The organism is Cohnella sp. LGH (assembly GCF_017671885.1).
In the GTDB taxonomy this organism is placed as follows: Bacteria; Bacillota; Bacilli; order Paenibacillales; family Paenibacillaceae; genus Cohnella; species Cohnella phaseoli.
This window is the reverse complement of sequence record NZ_CP072117.1, coordinates 3,302,753-3,319,078: the sequence shown is the minus strand read 5'-3', so window position 1 is coordinate 3,319,078 and position 16,326 is coordinate 3,302,753. Positions and strand designations below refer to the sequence as shown.

Annotated in this window: 19 protein-coding genes; 13 read left to right on the top strand and 6 right to left on the bottom strand. The window is 55.8% G+C overall.

Going from position 1 to position 16,326, the window contains the following annotated elements; translation table 11 throughout:
• Nucleotides 1-28: 28 nt before the first annotated feature.
• Together J4772_RS14055 and J4772_RS14050 are read right to left on the bottom strand one after the other, a co-directional pair.
• The gene (locus tag J4772_RS14055) at nt 29-1,204 is read right to left on the bottom strand and encodes a HAMP domain-containing sensor histidine kinase (RefSeq protein WP_247741094.1); all 1,176 of its coding nucleotides are present in this window, start codon (nt 1,202-1,204) and stop codon (nt 29-31) included.
• Nucleotides 1,201-1,875 carry a response regulator transcription factor gene (locus J4772_RS14050; RefSeq protein WP_209075696.1) on the bottom strand — a complete coding sequence of 225 codons (675 nt, stop codon included), beginning with the start codon at nt 1,873-1,875 and terminating at the stop codon, nt 1,201-1,203. Before J4772_RS14050 ends, J4772_RS14055 begins: the two co-directional genes overlap by 4 nt.
• 184 nt (nt 1,876-2,059) lie before the next feature.
• Between J4772_RS14050 and J4772_RS14045 the strand changes: the two genes are divergently transcribed.
• The 6 genes from J4772_RS14045 (at nt 2,060) to J4772_RS14020 (ending at nt 6,169) form a co-directional block, all read left to right on the top strand.
• Entirely contained in the window at nt 2,060-2,692 is a 633-nt protein-coding gene (locus J4772_RS14045) for an HD domain-containing protein (RefSeq protein ID WP_209075695.1), read from the top strand.
• 2 nt (nt 2,693-2,694) lie between these two features.
• On the top strand, nt 2,695-3,249 hold the full coding sequence (locus tag J4772_RS14040) for a GNAT family N-acetyltransferase (protein ID WP_209075694.1): 555 nt from the start codon (nt 2,695-2,697) through the stop codon (nt 3,247-3,249).
• Nucleotides 3,246-4,085, top strand: coding sequence for a VanW family protein (locus J4772_RS14035; RefSeq protein WP_247741093.1), 840 nt, complete (start codon nt 3,246-3,248; stop codon nt 4,083-4,085). Before J4772_RS14040 ends, J4772_RS14035 begins: the two co-directional genes overlap by 4 nt.
• Before the next feature lie 36 nt (nt 4,086-4,121).
• Nucleotides 4,122-5,150, top strand: coding sequence for a phosphotransferase (locus J4772_RS14030; protein WP_209075693.1), 1,029 nt, complete (start codon nt 4,122-4,124; stop codon nt 5,148-5,150).
• Between the two features lie 87 nt (nt 5,151-5,237).
• Nucleotides 5,238-5,450 (top strand): hypothetical protein, encoded by a 213-nt coding sequence (locus J4772_RS14025; protein WP_209075692.1) that lies wholly within the window; start codon nt 5,238-5,240, stop codon nt 5,448-5,450.
• Entirely contained in the window at nt 5,447-6,169 is a 723-nt protein-coding gene (locus tag J4772_RS14020) for a metallophosphoesterase family protein (RefSeq protein ID WP_209075691.1), read from the top strand. The genes J4772_RS14025 and J4772_RS14020 overlap by 4 nt, the downstream gene beginning before the upstream one ends.
• Here the strand turns inward: J4772_RS14020 and J4772_RS14015 are convergent.
• Entirely contained in the window at nt 6,132-7,727 is a 1,596-nt protein-coding gene (locus tag J4772_RS14015; protein ID WP_209075690.1) for an AraC family transcriptional regulator, read from the bottom strand. The genes J4772_RS14020 and J4772_RS14015 overlap by 38 nt on opposite strands.
• 255 nt (nt 7,728-7,982) lie before the next feature.
• Here J4772_RS14015 and J4772_RS14010 point away from each other — a divergent pair, with 255 nt between their 5' ends.
• The 5 genes from J4772_RS14010 to J4772_RS13990 all read left to right on the top strand — a co-directional run bounded on the left by J4772_RS14010 (nt 7,983) and on the right by J4772_RS13990 (nt 12,383).
• A complete protein-coding gene (locus tag J4772_RS14010; RefSeq protein WP_209075689.1) occupies nt 7,983-8,513 on the top strand; it encodes a hypothetical protein in 531 nt (176 codons plus the stop codon).
• Nucleotides 8,514-8,531: 18 nt separating this feature from the next.
• Nucleotides 8,532-9,818, top strand: coding sequence for a stalk domain-containing protein (locus J4772_RS14005; RefSeq protein ID WP_209075688.1), 1,287 nt, complete (start codon nt 8,532-8,534; stop codon nt 9,816-9,818).
• Between the two features lie 94 nt (nt 9,819-9,912).
• Complete coding sequence (locus tag J4772_RS14000; RefSeq protein ID WP_209075687.1) at nt 9,913-10,929, top strand: FecCD family ABC transporter permease; 1,017 nt, start codon at nt 9,913-9,915, stop codon at nt 10,927-10,929.
• Complete coding sequence (locus tag J4772_RS13995) at nt 10,926-11,912, top strand: FecCD family ABC transporter permease (protein ID WP_209075686.1); 987 nt, start codon at nt 10,926-10,928, stop codon at nt 11,910-11,912. The genes J4772_RS14000 and J4772_RS13995 overlap by 4 nt, the downstream gene beginning before the upstream one ends.
• 75 nt (nt 11,913-11,987) lie before the next feature.
• Entirely contained in the window at nt 11,988-12,383 is a 396-nt protein-coding gene (locus tag J4772_RS13990) for a glyoxalase superfamily protein (RefSeq protein ID WP_116064059.1), read from the top strand.
• On the opposite strand, the gene J4772_RS13985 is transcribed toward J4772_RS13990, so the two are convergent.
• Nucleotides 12,340-12,693, bottom strand: a complete 354-nt coding sequence (locus tag J4772_RS13985) for a DUF3889 domain-containing protein (protein ID WP_209075685.1) — start codon at nt 12,691-12,693, stop codon at nt 12,340-12,342. The genes J4772_RS13990 and J4772_RS13985 overlap by 44 nt on opposite strands.
• A gap of 47 nt (nt 12,694-12,740) precedes the next feature.
• On the opposite strand from J4772_RS13985, the gene J4772_RS13980 reads away from it, so the two are divergent.
• Entirely contained in the window at nt 12,741-12,902 is a 162-nt protein-coding gene (locus J4772_RS13980) for a hypothetical protein (protein ID WP_181917996.1), read from the top strand.
• 31 nt (nt 12,903-12,933) lie between these two features.
• Here J4772_RS13980 and fumC read toward each other — a convergent pair whose 3' ends face one another.
• Both fumC and xerS read right to left on the bottom strand, forming a co-directional pair.
• Entirely contained in the window at nt 12,934-14,319 is a 1,386-nt protein-coding gene (gene fumC / locus J4772_RS13975; protein ID WP_209075684.1) for a class II fumarate hydratase, read from the bottom strand.
• A gap of 425 nt (nt 14,320-14,744) precedes the next feature.
• Complete coding sequence (gene xerS, locus J4772_RS13970) at nt 14,745-15,830, bottom strand: tyrosine recombinase XerS (RefSeq protein ID WP_209075683.1); 1,086 nt, start codon at nt 15,828-15,830, stop codon at nt 14,745-14,747.
• Between the two features lie 155 nt (nt 15,831-15,985).
• Between xerS and J4772_RS13965 the strand changes: the two genes are divergently transcribed.
• Complete coding sequence (locus J4772_RS13965) at nt 15,986-16,255, top strand: hypothetical protein (RefSeq protein ID WP_209075682.1); 270 nt, start codon at nt 15,986-15,988, stop codon at nt 16,253-16,255.
• Nucleotides 16,256-16,326 lie beyond the last annotated feature (71 nt).

The following is a 16,326-nucleotide window of genomic DNA, read 5'->3' as shown; positions in this document are numbered from 1 at the left end:
CCTGTGTGTGCCCGTGCAATGATCGAGATCAGGAAGCGGGGAGGTCGACGATGAAGGCGGCGCCGGAAGGGGAGCGATTGTAGGCGAACGTTTCTCCTTCATGCATGTCTACAATTTTTTTGACGATCGACAACCCGAGACCGCTGCCTCCTCCCGAGCGCGAACGCGCTTTGTCCTCCTTGTAAAATCGCTCGAAAATATAGGGGAGAGCCTCTTCGGATACGCCCGGCCCGTCGTCGGTAATCAGTACGCGAACCCGATCGTTGATTTTCGTTATACGGACGCCGATCGTGCCGTTCTCGGGCGCGAACTTGATGCCGTTGTGCAGCAGATTAACCCATACCTGGCTCATCAGATCCTCATCCGCGGTAATCGTGCATTCCGGCAAGTCGACGTCCATCTCGACGTTTTTTTGCTGCCACTGGGGCTCGCAACTGAGAATGAGATGGCGAAGCTGTCGGTCCAGCCGATAACTCTTTTTCTCGAACGGATGTTGACGGGACTCGAGCGATGTCAGCTTGAGTAAATTGTCGCTCATACGGGACAGCCGCTTGCTCTCGATTTCAATAATGTTCTGATAATGCTTGCGCGTCTCGGGAGCCAGGTCGTCGCGCTGCAGCGCGCGGGCAAATCCGGCAATCGACGTAAGCGGAGACTGCATCTCGTGCGAGACGTTGGAAATGAACTCCTGGCGAAGCTGCTCCATATGGTTCAATTGGGTAGCCATCTCGTTGAAGCCTTGGATAAGCGGGCCGAATTGTCCCATAAATCGCGGGTTGGCGTCCAGATTTACGTTGAAGTTGCCCTTGGACAGCTGCTTCATGGCGCTGAGCATCTGCATAAACCATTCCATCTGACGTCGCATGGGAGCAACGAAGATACGTAAAATGCTCATTCCTAGAAACAGGAAGGTCATGGTCAGCAGAAAAGTAAAATACTGTCGCAGCAGCGTATCCTCGTACTGTGAAAACCATTTGGCGTAGACGGCGTCCAGCACGAGATGCGCGAGCAGCCAACAGGCTGCCAGTCCGAGATGCATCAGCGCGAAGAAGAGAAAGACCCATTTGCGGGAGGGCCGGAAATCCTTCCCCAGCTCTCTCATCCGCTGTCTGTGCTCCAGGTTGTCCCGGAACACGTTAAAGGGTCGTCCGCGCCTGCGTTCCTTATGTTCCGAGAAGCTCCGCGGCCGGCCGCGCGGGGTCATGAAGACACCTCAAGCCGATAGCCCAAGCCGCGGATCGTGGCGATCCGAAAGGCGCACCGATCGTCCGGAAATTTCTCCCGCAACCGCTTAATGTGGACGTCTACCGTACGTTCGTCCCCCTCGTAATCGAATCCCCATATTTGCTCGATCAACTGCTCCCTGGAGAAGGTTTTGCCTGCATAGCTGGCCAACTTGAACAGCAGCTCGAACTCCTTCAGAGGAAGGGAAAGCGACTGATCGCCTACTTGCACCGTATAGGTTTGCTTATTCAACGTTACGGCTCCAACCGTCACGTTCTGCGAGATCGAGATCCGGTATCGCTTAAGCAGCGCTTTGATTCGCGCGACCAGCTCGACGGGCTCGAACGGCTTGACCATATAATCGTCCGTTCCGAGCTGGAATCCTTTGACCTTCTGCATCGTCTCTCCTTTGGCGGTAAGCATCAACAGCGGCATATCGTAATGCTCGCGCAGCTCCTTGCACAGCTCCCAGCCGTCCATGCGCGGCATCATTATATCCAGAACGGCCAGATCGACCTTGACAGACTCAAGCAGCTCAAGCGCATGTATGCCGTCGTTTGCGGCTACTACCTCAAAGCCCTCCTGAACGAGGAACACTTCAACCAATTCGCGAATGTGCGGATCGTCGTCGACAATTAGTATTCGGGTCATCGTCATAGCTCCTTTCAGTCGGTTATCGTGCCGGAATCGCATTATTTTTACATTATCCGCTTTATAAAGCCGGAAATCCATTCTTCTATTGTGCGCTGCGAATATGAACGGAATATGAACTCCGGGATAGGAAGCGCGCCCGCGTCCATGGTACAATGGGGCAATAGAAATCGGAGGGAAAGACATGACGAAGGATGTATGGATCGGCAACGACCGGCTGAGCGCTCAGCTCGCTTTTCTGGTGGAAATCGACAAGCTGAAATCGGTGCTTCGCAAAACCTACTTAATCGATAAGAGCCGCCTCGAAAATTCGGCCGAGCATAGCTGGCATGTGGCCCTGTGGTCGATGCTGATGCTGGAGCACGCCAACGATCCGTCGCTGGATTTGCATCGCGTCGTTCGCATGCTGCTGCTGCACGACCTCGTGGAAATCGATGCGGGCGATACGTTCGCTTACGACACGCAAGGCTACGAGGACAAGGAGGAGCGGGAAAATGCCGCGGCGGCCAGACTGTTCGGTCTGCTGCCGGACGATCAGCGCGAGGAATGGATAACGCTGTGGCGCGAATTCGAGGACGGCGAGACGGCCGAGGCGAAGTACGCTGCGGCGCTTGATCGCCTGCAGCCGATTATTCACAACCATTACACCGGCGGCGTGAGCTGGCGCAAAAACGGCATCGTACGCTCGCAGGTGTTGAAGCGGCTGGACCCGGTTAAGCAGGTATCGGAGACATTATGGGCGTTTACGCAGGAAATTTTGCAAAAGTCGATCGATCAGGGCATTCTGCTGGACGATCCGAAGGAAGGGGAGGGCTGACAATGCCGCGATTGCCGGGAACGAACGTGATGCTAAGAGAATATCGAAGAGACGACTTGCCTTGGATTCGGCAATGGGTGAACGATCCGGCTATCGTCCTCCATCTGTCCGATATTTTTCTGTATCCGCATGCGCAGGAAGCGACGGAAGCTTATCTGGAAGCGATGCTGGAGGGCAAGTCGGACGGAAGAGGGTTCGTCATCGCCGATCTCGCGACGGAAGCCTACATCGGACAGGTGAATTTGGATGCGATCGATTGGAAAAACCGCGTCGGCAAAATCGGCATCGTCATCGGGTCGACGGAGCATATGGGGCACGGCTTCGGCACGGAGGCGATGCTCCTGCTGGTCGACTTTGCGTTCCGCGAGCTGAATCTGAATCGTCTGGAGCTAGAGGTGTACGACTTTAACGAGCGGGCCATCCGCTGTTACGCAAGCTGCGGATTCGTGCAGGAGGGGCGCTTGCGCGAGCGTCAGTACAAGAACGGCCGCTACTTCGACGTCATTCAGATGGGGCTGCTGAAATCCGACTGGAAAAAAGGGAAGGACGCGCCGTGAGTCCGGAGCTTCGCCCGATTGCGCGTTCGGCGCTGCGGCTGAAAGTCGGCAAATGGTACTATCTAACGCGGCGCTATGGGGAATGGATGTTCGGAGGAGTCAATTTCGCCAAGAGGAGAACCGCGGATCCGTTACCGAGCATCGTCGCGAAGCATCGAACCCCGCTCCTGCGCAAGCTTGGCGATTCGGACATGCAGCTGCAGCGCAATAAGATTGTTAATCTGCAAGCGGCGCTGCCGCGGCTGGACGGGATTTTATTGCATCCTGGAGAAACGCTGAGCTACTGGCGGTTGCTCGGCAAGCCGACGCGGCGTAAGGGCTACGTAGACGGTATGGTGCTGTTCTGCGGCGAGGTGAGGAAAGGCCTGGCGGGCGGCTTGTGCCAGCTGTCCAATCTCATCTACTGGATGACGCTGCATACCGGGCTGACCGTGACCGAGAGGCATCGGCACAGCTATGACGTATTTCCCGATGCGCGGCGGACTCAGCCATTCGGGAGCGGCGCCACATGCTCTTATAATTATTTGGATTTACGGATTAAGAATCGCACATCTTCGATCTATCAGCTGCGCTTGAGTATGGACGACGAATATTTGTACGGGGCATGGCATGCAGAGCAGCCCGAGCGTTACCGCTACGAGGTGCGGGAGCGGAATCATCGCATGACGCAAGAGCCCTGGGGCGGTTATGTTCGGCACAACGAGCTTTACCGCGATGTCTATACGGCGGACGGGGAATGGCTGCTAGCCGAAGAAATCGCCGAAAACCACGCGCTGATGATGTACTCGCCGCTGCTTCAAGAGCCTTCGGGCGAAGCGGGCGAAGTGGGAGAGTAACTGAGGGGCAGGCATACGATCCGGCTGGACGGACCGATGAAAAGCAGGAAAGTAGGAAAGACGGTGCCATTCGATTTCATTTTACAGCGGTTTTTCCCCAGCGGGTGCTGGGAGATCGAGCAGGGCCATTCGGGCTGGAACAATACGACTCGCTTTGTGCGCGCAAACGGGCGCAGGTGGGTGCTGAGAATATACGAAACGCATAAAGATGAAGATAAAGTCCGTTTTGAGCATCGGCTGCTGGAGAAACTTAATGAGGTTAATCTTTCGTTCCGCGTGCCGAGGCCTGCAGCCTGCAGCGATAGGAATACGATCGTTCGGCTGGAGGACGGGACGGAGCGGCTGGCTTGTCTATTCGCTTACCTCGAAGGAGAACGTCCGGCAGAGGGAAACGCGGCCGCTGCGCATAGCTTGGGAGAAGCGACCGCAGAGCTTATTTACGCCCTGGGGAAGCTGAATTTGACGGAAGCGGCGGCTTACGCGCCCTATTACGAGATGGAGTCGTCGTATCCTTGGTGTACGCCGGACAAGGTGGCGAGGTTCTGCGAGGAAGCGCCCGTGGAGCTCGCGGAGGAGGCGAAAGCGCTGAGATTCATCGGCGAGGAGCTGAACGCTTTTCGCGCCTTTTTGCCGCGTTTTCGCACTCTTCCTCACCAACTGATCCACGGGGATATCAATTTCTCCAACTGCCTCTCGGCGCCGGACAATACCGATCGAATCGGCTCGATCCTCGACTTCGAGTTCTGCACTCGGGATCTTCGGGCAATGGAGATCGCCGTTGTCGTATCCGGCTTCCTTGATGCGGACAATGGTCGGGAGATGATTCATGCGTTTCTTCGCGGCGCAGGCAGCCGGGTACGGCTGAGCCCTGAAGAAGCGGAAGCGATCCCCCACTTGATCCGGCTTCGGACGCTCGATGTATTTCTCCATTTTCTGAATCGCTATTTCGACGGAGTGGACGGCATTGCCGTGCTGAAAGAACAGACGACTTCGGCATCGAGCAATTTACGCAAGCTTAACGAAGAGAGCGAATGGCTGGCTACCGCAGTTGAAGCGCTATATTAGGCTGAATATTGAAAAAGGAAAAAAGAAGATACGCGCAGAATGTTATAGTGTGGAAGTTAATAACGTTAATAGAAGGGAGAGGCCGCTATGTTCCAGTACCGTGACGCCACAGACGCGGATTTCCCGGTGATTGCATCTTTTCCGCAAAACGAGGACGAGGCCTTCTACATGTATCCGAAATCGACTTATCCATTGACTGCGGAGCAGCTTCGCTTGGCCGAAGATTGCTGGATCGGCAATGTCATCGTTCCCCCTTCGAGCAGAGGCTCGGGAGCGGTCGAAGGGCAGGTAACCCTATGACGAGGACGCTGATGATTAGCGACATTCACGGTTGTCTGGAGCCATTCGAACGATTGTTGGAGGAAGTTCGTTTCGTGCCGGGACGGGACCGACTCGTTCTGTTGGGCGATTACGTGGATAGAGGCCCGAAGAGCAAGGATGTCGTCGCGAAGGTAATGGAGCTGGTTGAGCAGTATGGGGCGATCGCTCTTAGGGGGAATCACGATCAGAGGCTGGTCGACCTGATTCGTTCCAACGATCCGTACGTGCGCTCGAAGTTTATGGAGCACGGCGGCAAGATGACCATCAACAGCTATTGGGAGCGGGGCCGGGAGAAGATGAACGAGGATATTCTTCGCGAAGCGGTCGCTTATATCGAACATAATTACGGGCATCATATCGATTTTCTTGGCAAGCTTCCGCTCTACTATGAGGACGATCGGCATATTTGCGTGCATGCGGGGCTGAATCCCGCTTACCCGAATTGGAAGGACCAGCCGGCACGCGATTTTATGTATATCAAGAAAGACTTCTACCGTGCGAAAACGAAGGTTGACCGAACCGTCGTGTTCGGACATACGCGGGCTGCGGAAATACACGGAGTCTCCGAAGTGTGGTTCCACGAAGGCAAGATCGCGATCGACGGGGGCTGCGCTTACGGAGCGCAGCTCAACTGCCTCATCTACGAGGAAGGCGCGTACACTACGCACGCGACAAAAAATAGTCCGTCATCTCTTTAATCATATATTGTCGGCCAATGGGACCCCACGGGTCCCATTGTTTGCTGTTCGGGTAATAGACGCGCTGCTCGCGCGCCGCCTGCAGCTCCTTCCATAACGGCTGCGAGGCGAAAGCAGCCACCGTCTCCGGATCGCTCCAGATAATAAGCAGTCGTTCCGGGTTCATCGCCGCCAACTCCTCCAGCGAACAACTCTTGTAGGAGCGATAGTCAAGCCCGGCGTCGGGCTGAAAATGCAAATCGCGGTAAAACAGATCCGTGAACGCATGCCCGGTTCGGCCGTAGACGCGGCAATCCCCAGGCAGCAGACGGACAATCGTCCAAGTGCCCTGCCGCGAGAAGGTAGACAGCGCGCGGGCTCCGGCGCGCTCGGCTTTTTTGACCTGTCGTTCAATTCGCTGCAGTTCCCGCTCTTTATTCAATTGCTGCGCGATATCCCGTAAATAGCTTTCCCAGCTATCCCGCTCCTTCAGACGCACCAGGTTGGCGGCGCTTTGCCATTGCGCGTCGTTCTCGTTGCGAATGAAATCGGCTTTTAAAATCAAGTCGGGCGAGAGGCCGGTGACCTCTTCGGCGGCAATCGTTCGCTCGGCGTTAATCGGCATTGTCAGCGACAGTTGTTTATCCAAGTAGACGGGAAAGCCGGAAGCGGTGCCGTAGAAGTTCGGAAAGCCGGGAGCGGCAATCGGACGAATGCCGAGAGCGAGCATCTGATCCTGCAAATTCAAGCCGCTGACAATCGCAACGCGCTGCTGGTTGCGTTTGATATAGATCGTTGGGGATACGCCCTCCTGTTTTTTGAACACCCTGCTGAAATAGAGCTCGTCCTGAAAGCCGACAATGCCGGCGATTTGCTTAAAGTTCATATCCGGCTCAAGCATCAGCGACTTGGCGCGATCGATTCTTAGCTGCGTCAAGAACGCGCCGGGAGTTTTGCCGGCAAGCTGCTTAAAGCCGCGGCTGAACGAGCTGGGCGTCAGTCCGCTCATTCCGGCTAGCGACGCGATGGGCAGCGGCTTCATATAATTCGTTCTCATATACGCCATCGTCTTGCGAAGCATTCCCTGATCCTCGGATGGGGAAGAGGGAAGCGATTCGGTTTCGCGGAGCAGCATCGTCAGCTCCGCCATCAAAACCTGCAAACGCGATTCGTGCCCGGGAGCGAGCTTGCCGTTCTCCAGCAATTTGCCGACCTGAGCGGCCAACGGAGGCGGGAGCCGGTCCGCAATCGGTGAGTCGTCCGCCTCTTGCCAGCGGGCATGCAGGCCGGAGGAGTCTCCCGCGATTCTCATCGTGCGGTATTGCAGCAGGGTCAGTCGCAAAGGCAGTTCGTCGTCGTTGCTCCAGTCGAAAGCGACGGAGCCTCCGAACGATAAGCAAGCGCCGGGCTCAAGCCGGAACTCCGCGCCATCTGCGGTGCGCAGATTTCCGGCTCCGTTATGGATGTAGAGGATGGAGCTATGCCCGAGCTTAACCGTTCTTCGTCTGGCGCGTAGGGCAAGCTCATGCGTTTTCAAGGAGAGCGGATAAGCCTGAACGAAATCGACGATACGCTTCATGAGAGGGACTCCTTTCATAGCGACGAATGAGAGAGAACGAAAAATAAGCAGAACGGTAGATCAACAAGTGCTTGCACACTTGAGAATCGTTATCATTTACATTCTACCAAGACGAGCGATGGCAATCAATCGTTACCCTCCAAGCTTCGGAAATTTTGTCCATGTTAAACTGACAAATTCGTGTATACAAATACAGACGCTCACTCTATAAAATGATATTGAAAATCATTATCAATCGGAGACGGAGGTTAGCGTTTGGCACGAAAGTATCGACTGTTATGCGCGGTTGTTCTTGCGATCGCCTTCGCAGGATTGGCTGTCGGTTGCGCATCGTCCGGCGGCAGCGCGAAGGAAAACGGTGAGACCGCGATTCCGACATCCGAGTCCTCTTCCGGGGGCGGAGATTTATACGAGGCGATAACGCCGCTGCCAGCAGCGGACGCAGCAGATGGCTTGGCGAAGATGAACGACCTCGTCAAGACGTACAAGCAAGCGATCGAGTCGGACGATACGGCCGCCGCCCAGCAAGCGGCGCAGGATCTTGCCGGCACTTGGAAGGCGTTCGAAGAGGAGGCGGCGAAGCTGGACGGCCAACGCGCCGTTGCGGTTCGCGAGAATCTGGTCTTATTGCTGGAGCAATCCGGCGACGCTAAGAACCGGGATCAACTCGTCGATATTTCGTACAGCCTCTACCAGACGATCCGCGATCTTAAAGAAAAAGCGGAAGGCAGTCTCTTGAACGAAGACACGGCCACCGAAGCCGAAGATTCGGAAATCTACCCGTAGGAAAGGTGAGTTTGCATTATGATTCGCATGAACAAACGTTTGTTGGGCTTTGCCTTGTCGCTGGCCCTGATTATTGGTCTTCTTCCGTTTACGGCTGCCTCGGCTGCGCCGGTGCAGAGCGTTACGCTTAACCTGGACGGCAAGAAAGTTTCCTTCTCCGGAGCTCAGCCGCAACTGATCAGCGGCAAAATCTACGTTCCTTACGCTACGCTCGCTTCTCAGCTGAAAGCGACAGTGAAGACGGAAGCGAAGAAAACGACGATTACCCTGAACGGCAAATCGCTCGCCTTCACTACGGGCACAGTCAATGCGACGATTAACGGCAAAGCCGTTAAACTGGAAGGCGCACCGGTCTCGAAGGACAAAGCCGTGCTCGTCCCGGCTCGTGCGATCGGCGACGCATTCGGCATCTGGGTGTCGTGGAACGGCTCGACCAAAACGGTAAGCCTGAACCGGACGAAAACGGTTAAACACGCTCTTGGCGAAACGAAGCTAAACGGCGTTCCGCAGCGCGTCGTCATTTTGTTCAACGGTATGGTCGATACGAGCGTTCTGCTGGGCGTGAAGCCGGTAGGCGCGGTCGAATCGTACTTGCAGCAGCCTTTTTACGAATACTTGCGCCCTAGCCTGATTGGGGTTAAAGACCTTGGCGACGAAACGCAGCCGAACCTTGAAGGCATCGCCGCCCTGAAGCCGGATCTCATCATCGCTTCGAAAATGAGACACGAGAAAATCAACGATCAACTGAACAAAATCGCGCCTACCGTACATACAGAAGACGTATTTAGCTGGCAGACGAACCTTAAGTTTGCGGCGGATGTGCTGAACAAGCAGCCGCAGGCCGACGCTTACTTGGCCAACTGGAACAAACGCGTAGCCGAATTCAAGAAGAAAATGGGCGCCAAATTGTCCCAGACCGAAGTGTCGGTTATCCGCACGAACCCGAACGGCACAGCCCGCTTCTACGTAGAAGGCTTTGCACCGAACATCCTGCTGGACCTCGGCTTCAAATTCCCGAAAACCCAGACGGATTTGACGCAAGACATTATGAACCTGGCAACGAAGGAGCAAACTCCGCTGCTGGACGCCGATTACATTTTCGACTTCACCGTGGACTGGGATGGAGACGGAGCCGTCTACAAGCTGCAGAAGGAGTGGATCGATAACCCGCTCTGGAAAAACTTGAAGGCGGTCAAAAACAAAAAGTATTACAAAGTGAACGCCGTCAACTGGAACTTGTCCGGCGGACCGCTCGCAGCGCAAAAAATGCTGGACGATCTGTACTTCTACTTCAATCTGGAATAAAGCTTGATCCACCCTATGGAACGCCGGGGAACGAGACGCGAATGCGCTCGTTCTTCGGCGTCTTGCCCTCTATCGACGAACAGGAGCTTAAGCAATGAGAGAACAAGATTTGTCGAGATTTTCGTACAAGCTGGCAGGGCTGCTCGCGGGAGCGGTCCTGCTTGCATTCGGTTTTGTCGCCAATATCCGCTGGGGATTTACGAGTGTGAGCTGGAGCGATACGATCGCCGCGCTGTTTCATTACGACGAAACTTCGATGAATCAGGTGATCGTGAAGTTAACAAGATTGCCGAGAGCGCTGATCGCCGCCGCGGTCGGAGCGAGCTTGGCGGTGGCGGGCGTCATTATGCAGGCAATTACGCGTAACCCGCTGGCCTCGCCTTCGATTCTTGGCATTAACTCGGGCGCGGCCCTCGGAGTTGTCCTTGGCGTGACGGCGCTGGCGATCCAGAGCCAGAGCACGCTCGTCTGGTTTGCGTTCGGCGGGGCGGCCATCGCGGCTGCTACCGTGTACGCGCTGAGCGCGCTCGGCTACGAAGGCATGACGCCGATGCGGATCGTGCTTGCAGGCGCGGCGATGTCCGCGCTCTTCATGTCCGCTACGCAAGGCTTGCTTGTCCGCAATCAAAGCTCTCTGCAGGACGTGCTGTTCTGGCTGGCCGGATCGATTGCGGGCAGGCCGCTGGAGCTGCTTGTCACCGTCATTCCTTATATGGCGGTTAGCTGGCTCGGGGCGTGGCTGCTGTCCCGCCATCTGAACGTGCTTGCCGCCGGGGAAGAGACGGCGGTCGGCGTCGGCATGCGAACGTCGCTCGTTAAGCTCGTCGGCGGCCTGTGCATCGTGCTGCTTGCAGGCAGCTCCGTTGCCGTGGCGGGGCCGATCGGCTTCATCGGCATCGTCATTCCGCATGTGGCGCGCTACTTGGCCGGCCTCGATCATCGCTGGCTCATTCCGTACTCCGCCGTGCTTGGCGCGACGTTGCTGCTGCTGGCGGATCTCGCGGCCCGATTCGTGATCTCGCCGCAGGAGCTGCCCGTCGGCGTGATGACGGCGGCGGTCGGCACGCCGTTCTTCATCTACATCGCGCGCAGAGGGAAGGTGAAGGCATGATCCGCTCCGCCGGATGGTTTGCGGCGCTTAGCGGCGCTTTGATCGCCTTCGCCGTTATTTATATCGCTTTTGGAGATATGTCGATTCCCGTGAAACGAGTCGTACAGGCATTGTTTGGCGAAGGTTTGGCCGAAGAGACGCTTGTCGTACGCGAGCTGCGTGCGCCGCGCCTTGTCGTGGCCGTGCTGACCGGCGCTTCCTTGGCGGTAGCCGGCGCAATTCTGCAAGGCGTCTTCCGCAATCCGCTGGCAGCGCCCGATCTGGTCGGCATTACCGGAGGAGCGGCCGCAGCAGCCGCGTCGTTCCTGACGTTCCGACCCGCCGCGGTAAGCATCGGGTGGCTGCCGGCAGCGGCGATGTGCGGGGCGGGTTTCGTCTCCATGCTCATCTATCTGTTCGCATGGAAGAAGGGCGTCGCCCCAAGCCGGCTTATTCTCGTCGGCATCGGAATCGGCGCATTGACCGGCGCCTACACGAACGCTCTGCTCGTGTTCGGCAACGAATATACTGCCGCCGACGCTTACCTGTGGTTGACCGGCACGATCTACGCCAGCTCGTGGAAGCATGTGCTCATGCTTGCGCCATGGACGGTCGTGTTTCTGCTGCTGGCGGTCTACCAAGGGAGAAACATGAACGTGCTGGCGCTGACCGACGATTCGGCCATTAGCGTAGGCAACAACGTTGGCCGCAGCCGGTTTACGCTGATCGCGATCAGCGTCGGGCTGGCCGGATCGGCCGTCGCGATCGGCGGCGTCATCGGCTTCGTCGGGCTGATCGGCCCGCATATCGCGCGCCGTCTCGTCGGCCCGGGAGCGCGCAAGCTGATTCCGATGGCGGCGATTTGCGGCAGCTTGATCGTCGTTGCCGCAGATTTTGTCGCTCGCACCGCTTTCCTGCCTTACGATCTGCCCGTGGGAGTGTTTACGGCAGGGGTCGGCGCTCCGTTTTTCATCTATTTGCTGTATCGCAGTCGTAAGCGTTGATCTGTCGGCACCCTCGTGATACGATGGGCATCTAAGCGCAAGTCGATTATATTCGAAGAAAAGGGAGGGTGGACGTTGGAAAATACGAGGTTTGAGCTAACGACCGTGACTCCGCTGCTGCGCATTTTCGACGTAGCGAAGGCAAAGGAGTTTTACGTCGATTTCTTGGGATTTGCACTGGATTGGGAGCACCGCTATGAGCCCGATATGCCTTTGTACGCGCAAGTGTCGCTGGGGCGCTGTGCGTTGCATTTGACGGAGCATCATGGCGACTGTACGCCGGGTTCGGCGATACGCATCGAAGCGTCGAACTTGACGGAATACCATGAAATATTGACCGCCAAAAAGTACGGTTACGCCAGACCCGGTCTGGAACAGGCTTTCGGCTGTCTGGAGGTTCGAATCGCCGATCCGTTCGGCAACCGTCTTACCTTCTTCGAGAGATTGGACGGTCTGTCTCCTGAAACTTGACGGTAATCAGCCGATCGTTCGCCGTATAAAATTGAACGGAGACGATAACGCCGAATTCCCGGCTGCCGTCTTTAAGCCATAGCTTGAATTTTTCCTCGGCCGCGCCAGGGGCGGCGGGGAATCTGCCGAGGTGAAGGTAATCGACGATGGGAACGCCGTACTTGGCTTTGGCCGCCTCCATCGCGACAATTCCCCACTTGGCGTATTCCGGCTGGGCTGTCTGCCCGTAAGCAGCCGAAGGATGAAGCGCGATTGGGGAGAGCAGGCAAAGCGCGAGCAATAGGAAGGCTTGACGGAAAGAACGGTTCATACAGTCACCTGTTTTCCTTGGAATATCTCCCGGAAAGGAGAGAGGGCTTGGAGACGTTCGGAAGAGGCTGTCTTTATTTAATCGGCTTTGTCGTACTGGTCTTGATCTTGTCGGCGGTTGTGGGAAGCACGATCAATATCCCGTGGATTATTCTTATTCCTGTCATCATTTTGGCTTTCTGGATCGCAAGCAAGAAGAGCAGGAAGTAGGGCGGGGGCGCCTTGTTTCCTGCTCTTTATCTTATTGGGGACGGATCATGTGCTCGGGACGGACGATCTCGTCGAATTGTTCCTCCGTCAGCAAGCCGCTTCGCAAGGCGGCTTCCTTCAATGTCAATCCCTGCGCATGCGCCGTCTTGGCGATCGACGCCGCATTCTCGTAGCCGATATGCGGATTCAGCGCCGTTACGAGCATGAGCGACCGTTCGAGATGGCCCTGAATGACGGGGATATTGGCCTCAAGGCCGACGGCGCAGTTGTCGTTCCACGAATGGATCGCATCCGCCAGCAAACGGGCCGATTGCAGGAAGTTGAGGATAATAACCGGCTTAAACACGTTCAGCTCGAAGTTGCCTTGGCTGGCCGCAAACCCGATCGTGACATCGTTGCCCATCACCTGGGCGATGACCATCGTCATCGCTTCCGATTGGGTCGGGTTCACCTTGCCCGGCATAATCGAGCTTCCCGGTTCGTTGGCGGGAATCGTAATCTCGCCGATGCCGCTGCGCGGGCCGCTCGCCAGCCAGCGCACGTCGTTGGCGATCTTCATCAGATCGGCGGCCAGCGCTTTGAACGCGCCGTGGACATGAACAAGCTCGTCATGGCTTGTCAGCGCGTGGAACTTATTGACGGCCGAGCGGAACGACTTGCCGCTTAGTTCGCTTAGCTTCTCCGCGACTTTGTCCCCGAACTGCGGGTGGGCGTTAATACCCGTTCCGACGGCGGTTCCGCCGATCGCCAGCTCGCGCAAATATTCGGCGCTGTCGCGGATCATCCTGGCGGACTTGTCCAGCATCGCGACCCAGCCGCTAATCTCTTGACCTAGCGTAAGCGGAGTAGCGTCCTGTAAATGCGTTCGGCCGATTTTGATCACGTCCGCAAACTGCTCGCTCTTCGCTTGAAGCGTCGCTTTCAGCTTGTCGATCGCAGGCAGAACAAGATCTTCCACAGCGACTAGCGCAGCGATATGCATCGCGGTCGGGAACGTGTCGTTCGAGCTTTGCGACTTGTTGACATCGTCGTTCGGGTGGACGCGCTGCTCGGCGCCCCGCTCGGTCAACAGCGTATTGGCTCGATTGGCGATCACTTCGTTAACGTTCATATTCGACTGCGTGCCGCTGCCCGTCTGCCATACCGCGAGCGGGAAGTGTTCGTCCCAGTCGCCTCGGACGATCTCGTCGGCGGCATCCACGATCGCTTGCGTTTTATCGGCCGGGAGCTTGCCAAGCTCCGCATTGACGAGTGCCGCGCTTTTCTTGAGCAGGGCGAACACGCGAATGAGCTCTAGCGGCATTTTCTCCGTGCCGATCTTAAAGTTGCCCAAGCTTCGCTGCGTCTGCGCTCCCCACAGCTTCTCCACAGGTACCTGGACCTCTCCAAGCGAATCTTTTTCAATCCGGTAATCCATCTGAAAACACCTCAACTTCCTTATAAATTAGTCAGAAACTGCTAGGGCGTGTATGCATACTCCGAGGACAGCAGATACGGCCGAATTTTCGTTCCATGCAAGGAACTTTTGTAAAGGCGTACCGGGGGTACGTCAAGCAAAAGTGACGAAGCAGGGGATGAAAGATGCCCCCAAGCGGGTTTGCATACAAGCCCTAGGGCCACGATTGTAGCATCTAACTTATGGAAGAAAATTAATCATGGCCGTCGAAATGAAAATGAAAATGAAACTCAACTACACCAGTTTACCATATTTTTTGACAGGTTACAGTGTACGGATGTAAATGTGATGTAAAAAGGAGGAAAACGTCGCAGAGAATAAAGGAAGGCCTATAGCATCGGAAGGAGATAGATGCGCAACAGCATTGTGGGCAGTCCCTTCTCGCGTTAGGCTTCTTCCCGGCGGCGGTCGATCGCTTCGGCCATCGTCTTGTCGGTGAGATGGGCGTAAATCTGCGTCGTCTCGGGAGAGGCATGACCAAGCTGCTCCTGCGTTTTGTACAAGTCGTTGCTCAAGTAGTAGTCGGTGGCGAAGGAGTGCCGCAGCTTATGTACGGACAAATAAGGCTTGCCGAAACGTTTGGCGTATTTGAGCACCATCGCCTGAATGGCCCGCTTGGTCATGCGCGAGCCTTCCTTTTTGCCGTTGGCGATCGCAAGGAACATCGCTTTCTCGCGCTTGGGCGCTTTGTATCTCGTATCCCGCTGGGCCAAGTACTGCTCGAGATCGGGAATGGTGTCTTGGCGAAAATAGACGGGCGTCTTGAATGTATCGTCGTTTTTACCTTTGCGATAGACGTAAATGAGACGCTTCTTAATATCGACGTCATCGAGGTTCAGGTTGACGAGTTCGGATACGCGCAAGCCGGAATTAAGGATGAGGCTGACGATGCAGCAATCGCGAATCCGGTTAAGCTCATGCGCGTAAATCGCCTGCTTGTTGGTCGCGACGTCGTGGCCGTAATCTTCTTTAATGTAGTTAATGAATTCGATGATTTCCTGCTCCTGCAGCAGTTTGCCTTCCAGCTTGGCGGCGGTATCCTTCGGCTTGTGCGTGCGTTTAACCGATACCTTTGCCATGACGTTGCGCTTCAGCAGCGGGTAGAAGTTATCGTCTTCGGCGATTTGGCTTAAATAATGGAACAGCGATCGGAGCGAAGACAGCTTGCGCGAGATCGTCGTTTTCGTATTGGCGTGATCCCGCTTTGTCGCCAGATGCATGCGAAAATGATCGACGCTGTCCATATGTAGACGTTCCAGGTCCTCCAGCGGCACCTCCGACATTTTCGGGGCCGAGGTCAGCCCTTCCGCCATGAGCCACGAGAGAAAAACCTCATAATCTCTGACGTATTCGAGCAGGGAGGACGGAGAGAGATCAGGCAGCTTGTAGTTGATGAATTTATCGACGTACCAGGGCATGGCCGGAATACGCCGATCAAGCTCTTCGCGGTCTTTGCGTTTTTGCAGATTCATGCGCTCACCTCGTTAGGAATAACTCCACTGTAATCGGACAAGGCGCTGAATTCAAGAGCCGCGGGGCTTAAGTTACCAGAACTGTCATTTCGCATGCGTGGCGGATTTTGTTACAATGGAGTTGAATTCGACGCCGATTTCGAGGGGGAGACCGTATGCACGGACCGGTGTATATTGCGGTTTGGATCGTATTCGTCGTATTGCCGATCATGGCCGGGGTCAGGAGAAAATGGTGGCCGCTGGGCATCTATGCGATCGGGTTCATCATTATGCTGCAAGCGCAGCTGCGTGACACGGGAGATTGGGACGATCTGGGCGACTTTGCGACCATGCTTGTATTCGTAATCCCGCTTTATTTGATTGGCTCGATCGTGTGGATCATTCAGGCCATCGTCGAGCGTCATCGTCGTAAAAACAAGGGGTAAATGTGTTGTGATGGGAATTGTTCAGAGTTTAATCAATTAAGAATATAAATTCCATTTTGATGATGTGATTG

Bases quoted from the DNA above. Each gene is read 5' to 3' on its own strand.
- J4772_RS14055 (WP_247741094.1), bottom strand. From the start codon at position 1,204: ATGACCCCGCGCGGCCGGCCGCGGAGCTTCTCGGAACATAAGGAACGC.
- J4772_RS14050 (WP_209075696.1), bottom strand. From the start codon at position 1,875: ATGACCCGAATACTAATTGTCGACGACGATCCGCACATTCGCGAATTG.
- J4772_RS14045 (WP_209075695.1), top strand. From the start codon at position 2,060: ATGACGAAGGATGTATGGATCGGCAACGACCGGCTGAGCGCTCAGCTC.
- J4772_RS14040 (WP_209075694.1), top strand. From the start codon at position 2,695: ATGCCGCGATTGCCGGGAACGAACGTGATGCTAAGAGAATATCGAAGA.
- J4772_RS14030 (WP_209075693.1), top strand. From the start codon at position 4,122: ATGAAAAGCAGGAAAGTAGGAAAGACGGTGCCATTCGATTTCATTTTA.
- J4772_RS14025 (WP_209075692.1), top strand. From the start codon at position 5,238: ATGTTCCAGTACCGTGACGCCACAGACGCGGATTTCCCGGTGATTGCA.
- J4772_RS14020 (WP_209075691.1), top strand. From the start codon at position 5,447: ATGACGAGGACGCTGATGATTAGCGACATTCACGGTTGTCTGGAGCCA.
- J4772_RS14015 (WP_209075690.1), bottom strand. From the start codon at position 7,727: ATGAAGCGTATCGTCGATTTCGTTCAGGCTTATCCGCTCTCCTTGAAA.
- J4772_RS14005 (WP_209075688.1), top strand. From the start codon at position 8,532: ATGATTCGCATGAACAAACGTTTGTTGGGCTTTGCCTTGTCGCTGGCC.
- J4772_RS14000 (WP_209075687.1), top strand. From the start codon at position 9,913: ATGAGAGAACAAGATTTGTCGAGATTTTCGTACAAGCTGGCAGGGCTG.
- J4772_RS13995 (WP_209075686.1), top strand. From the start codon at position 10,926: ATGATCCGCTCCGCCGGATGGTTTGCGGCGCTTAGCGGCGCTTTGATC.
- J4772_RS13985 (WP_209075685.1), bottom strand. From the start codon at position 12,693: ATGAACCGTTCTTTCCGTCAAGCCTTCCTATTGCTCGCGCTTTGCCTG.
- fumC (WP_209075684.1), bottom strand. From the start codon at position 14,319: ATGGATTACCGGATTGAAAAAGATTCGCTTGGAGAGGTCCAGGTACCT.
- xerS (WP_209075683.1), bottom strand. From the start codon at position 15,830: ATGAATCTGCAAAAACGCAAAGACCGCGAAGAGCTTGATCGGCGTATT.
- J4772_RS13965 (WP_209075682.1), top strand. From the start codon at position 15,986: ATGCACGGACCGGTGTATATTGCGGTTTGGATCGTATTCGTCGTATTG.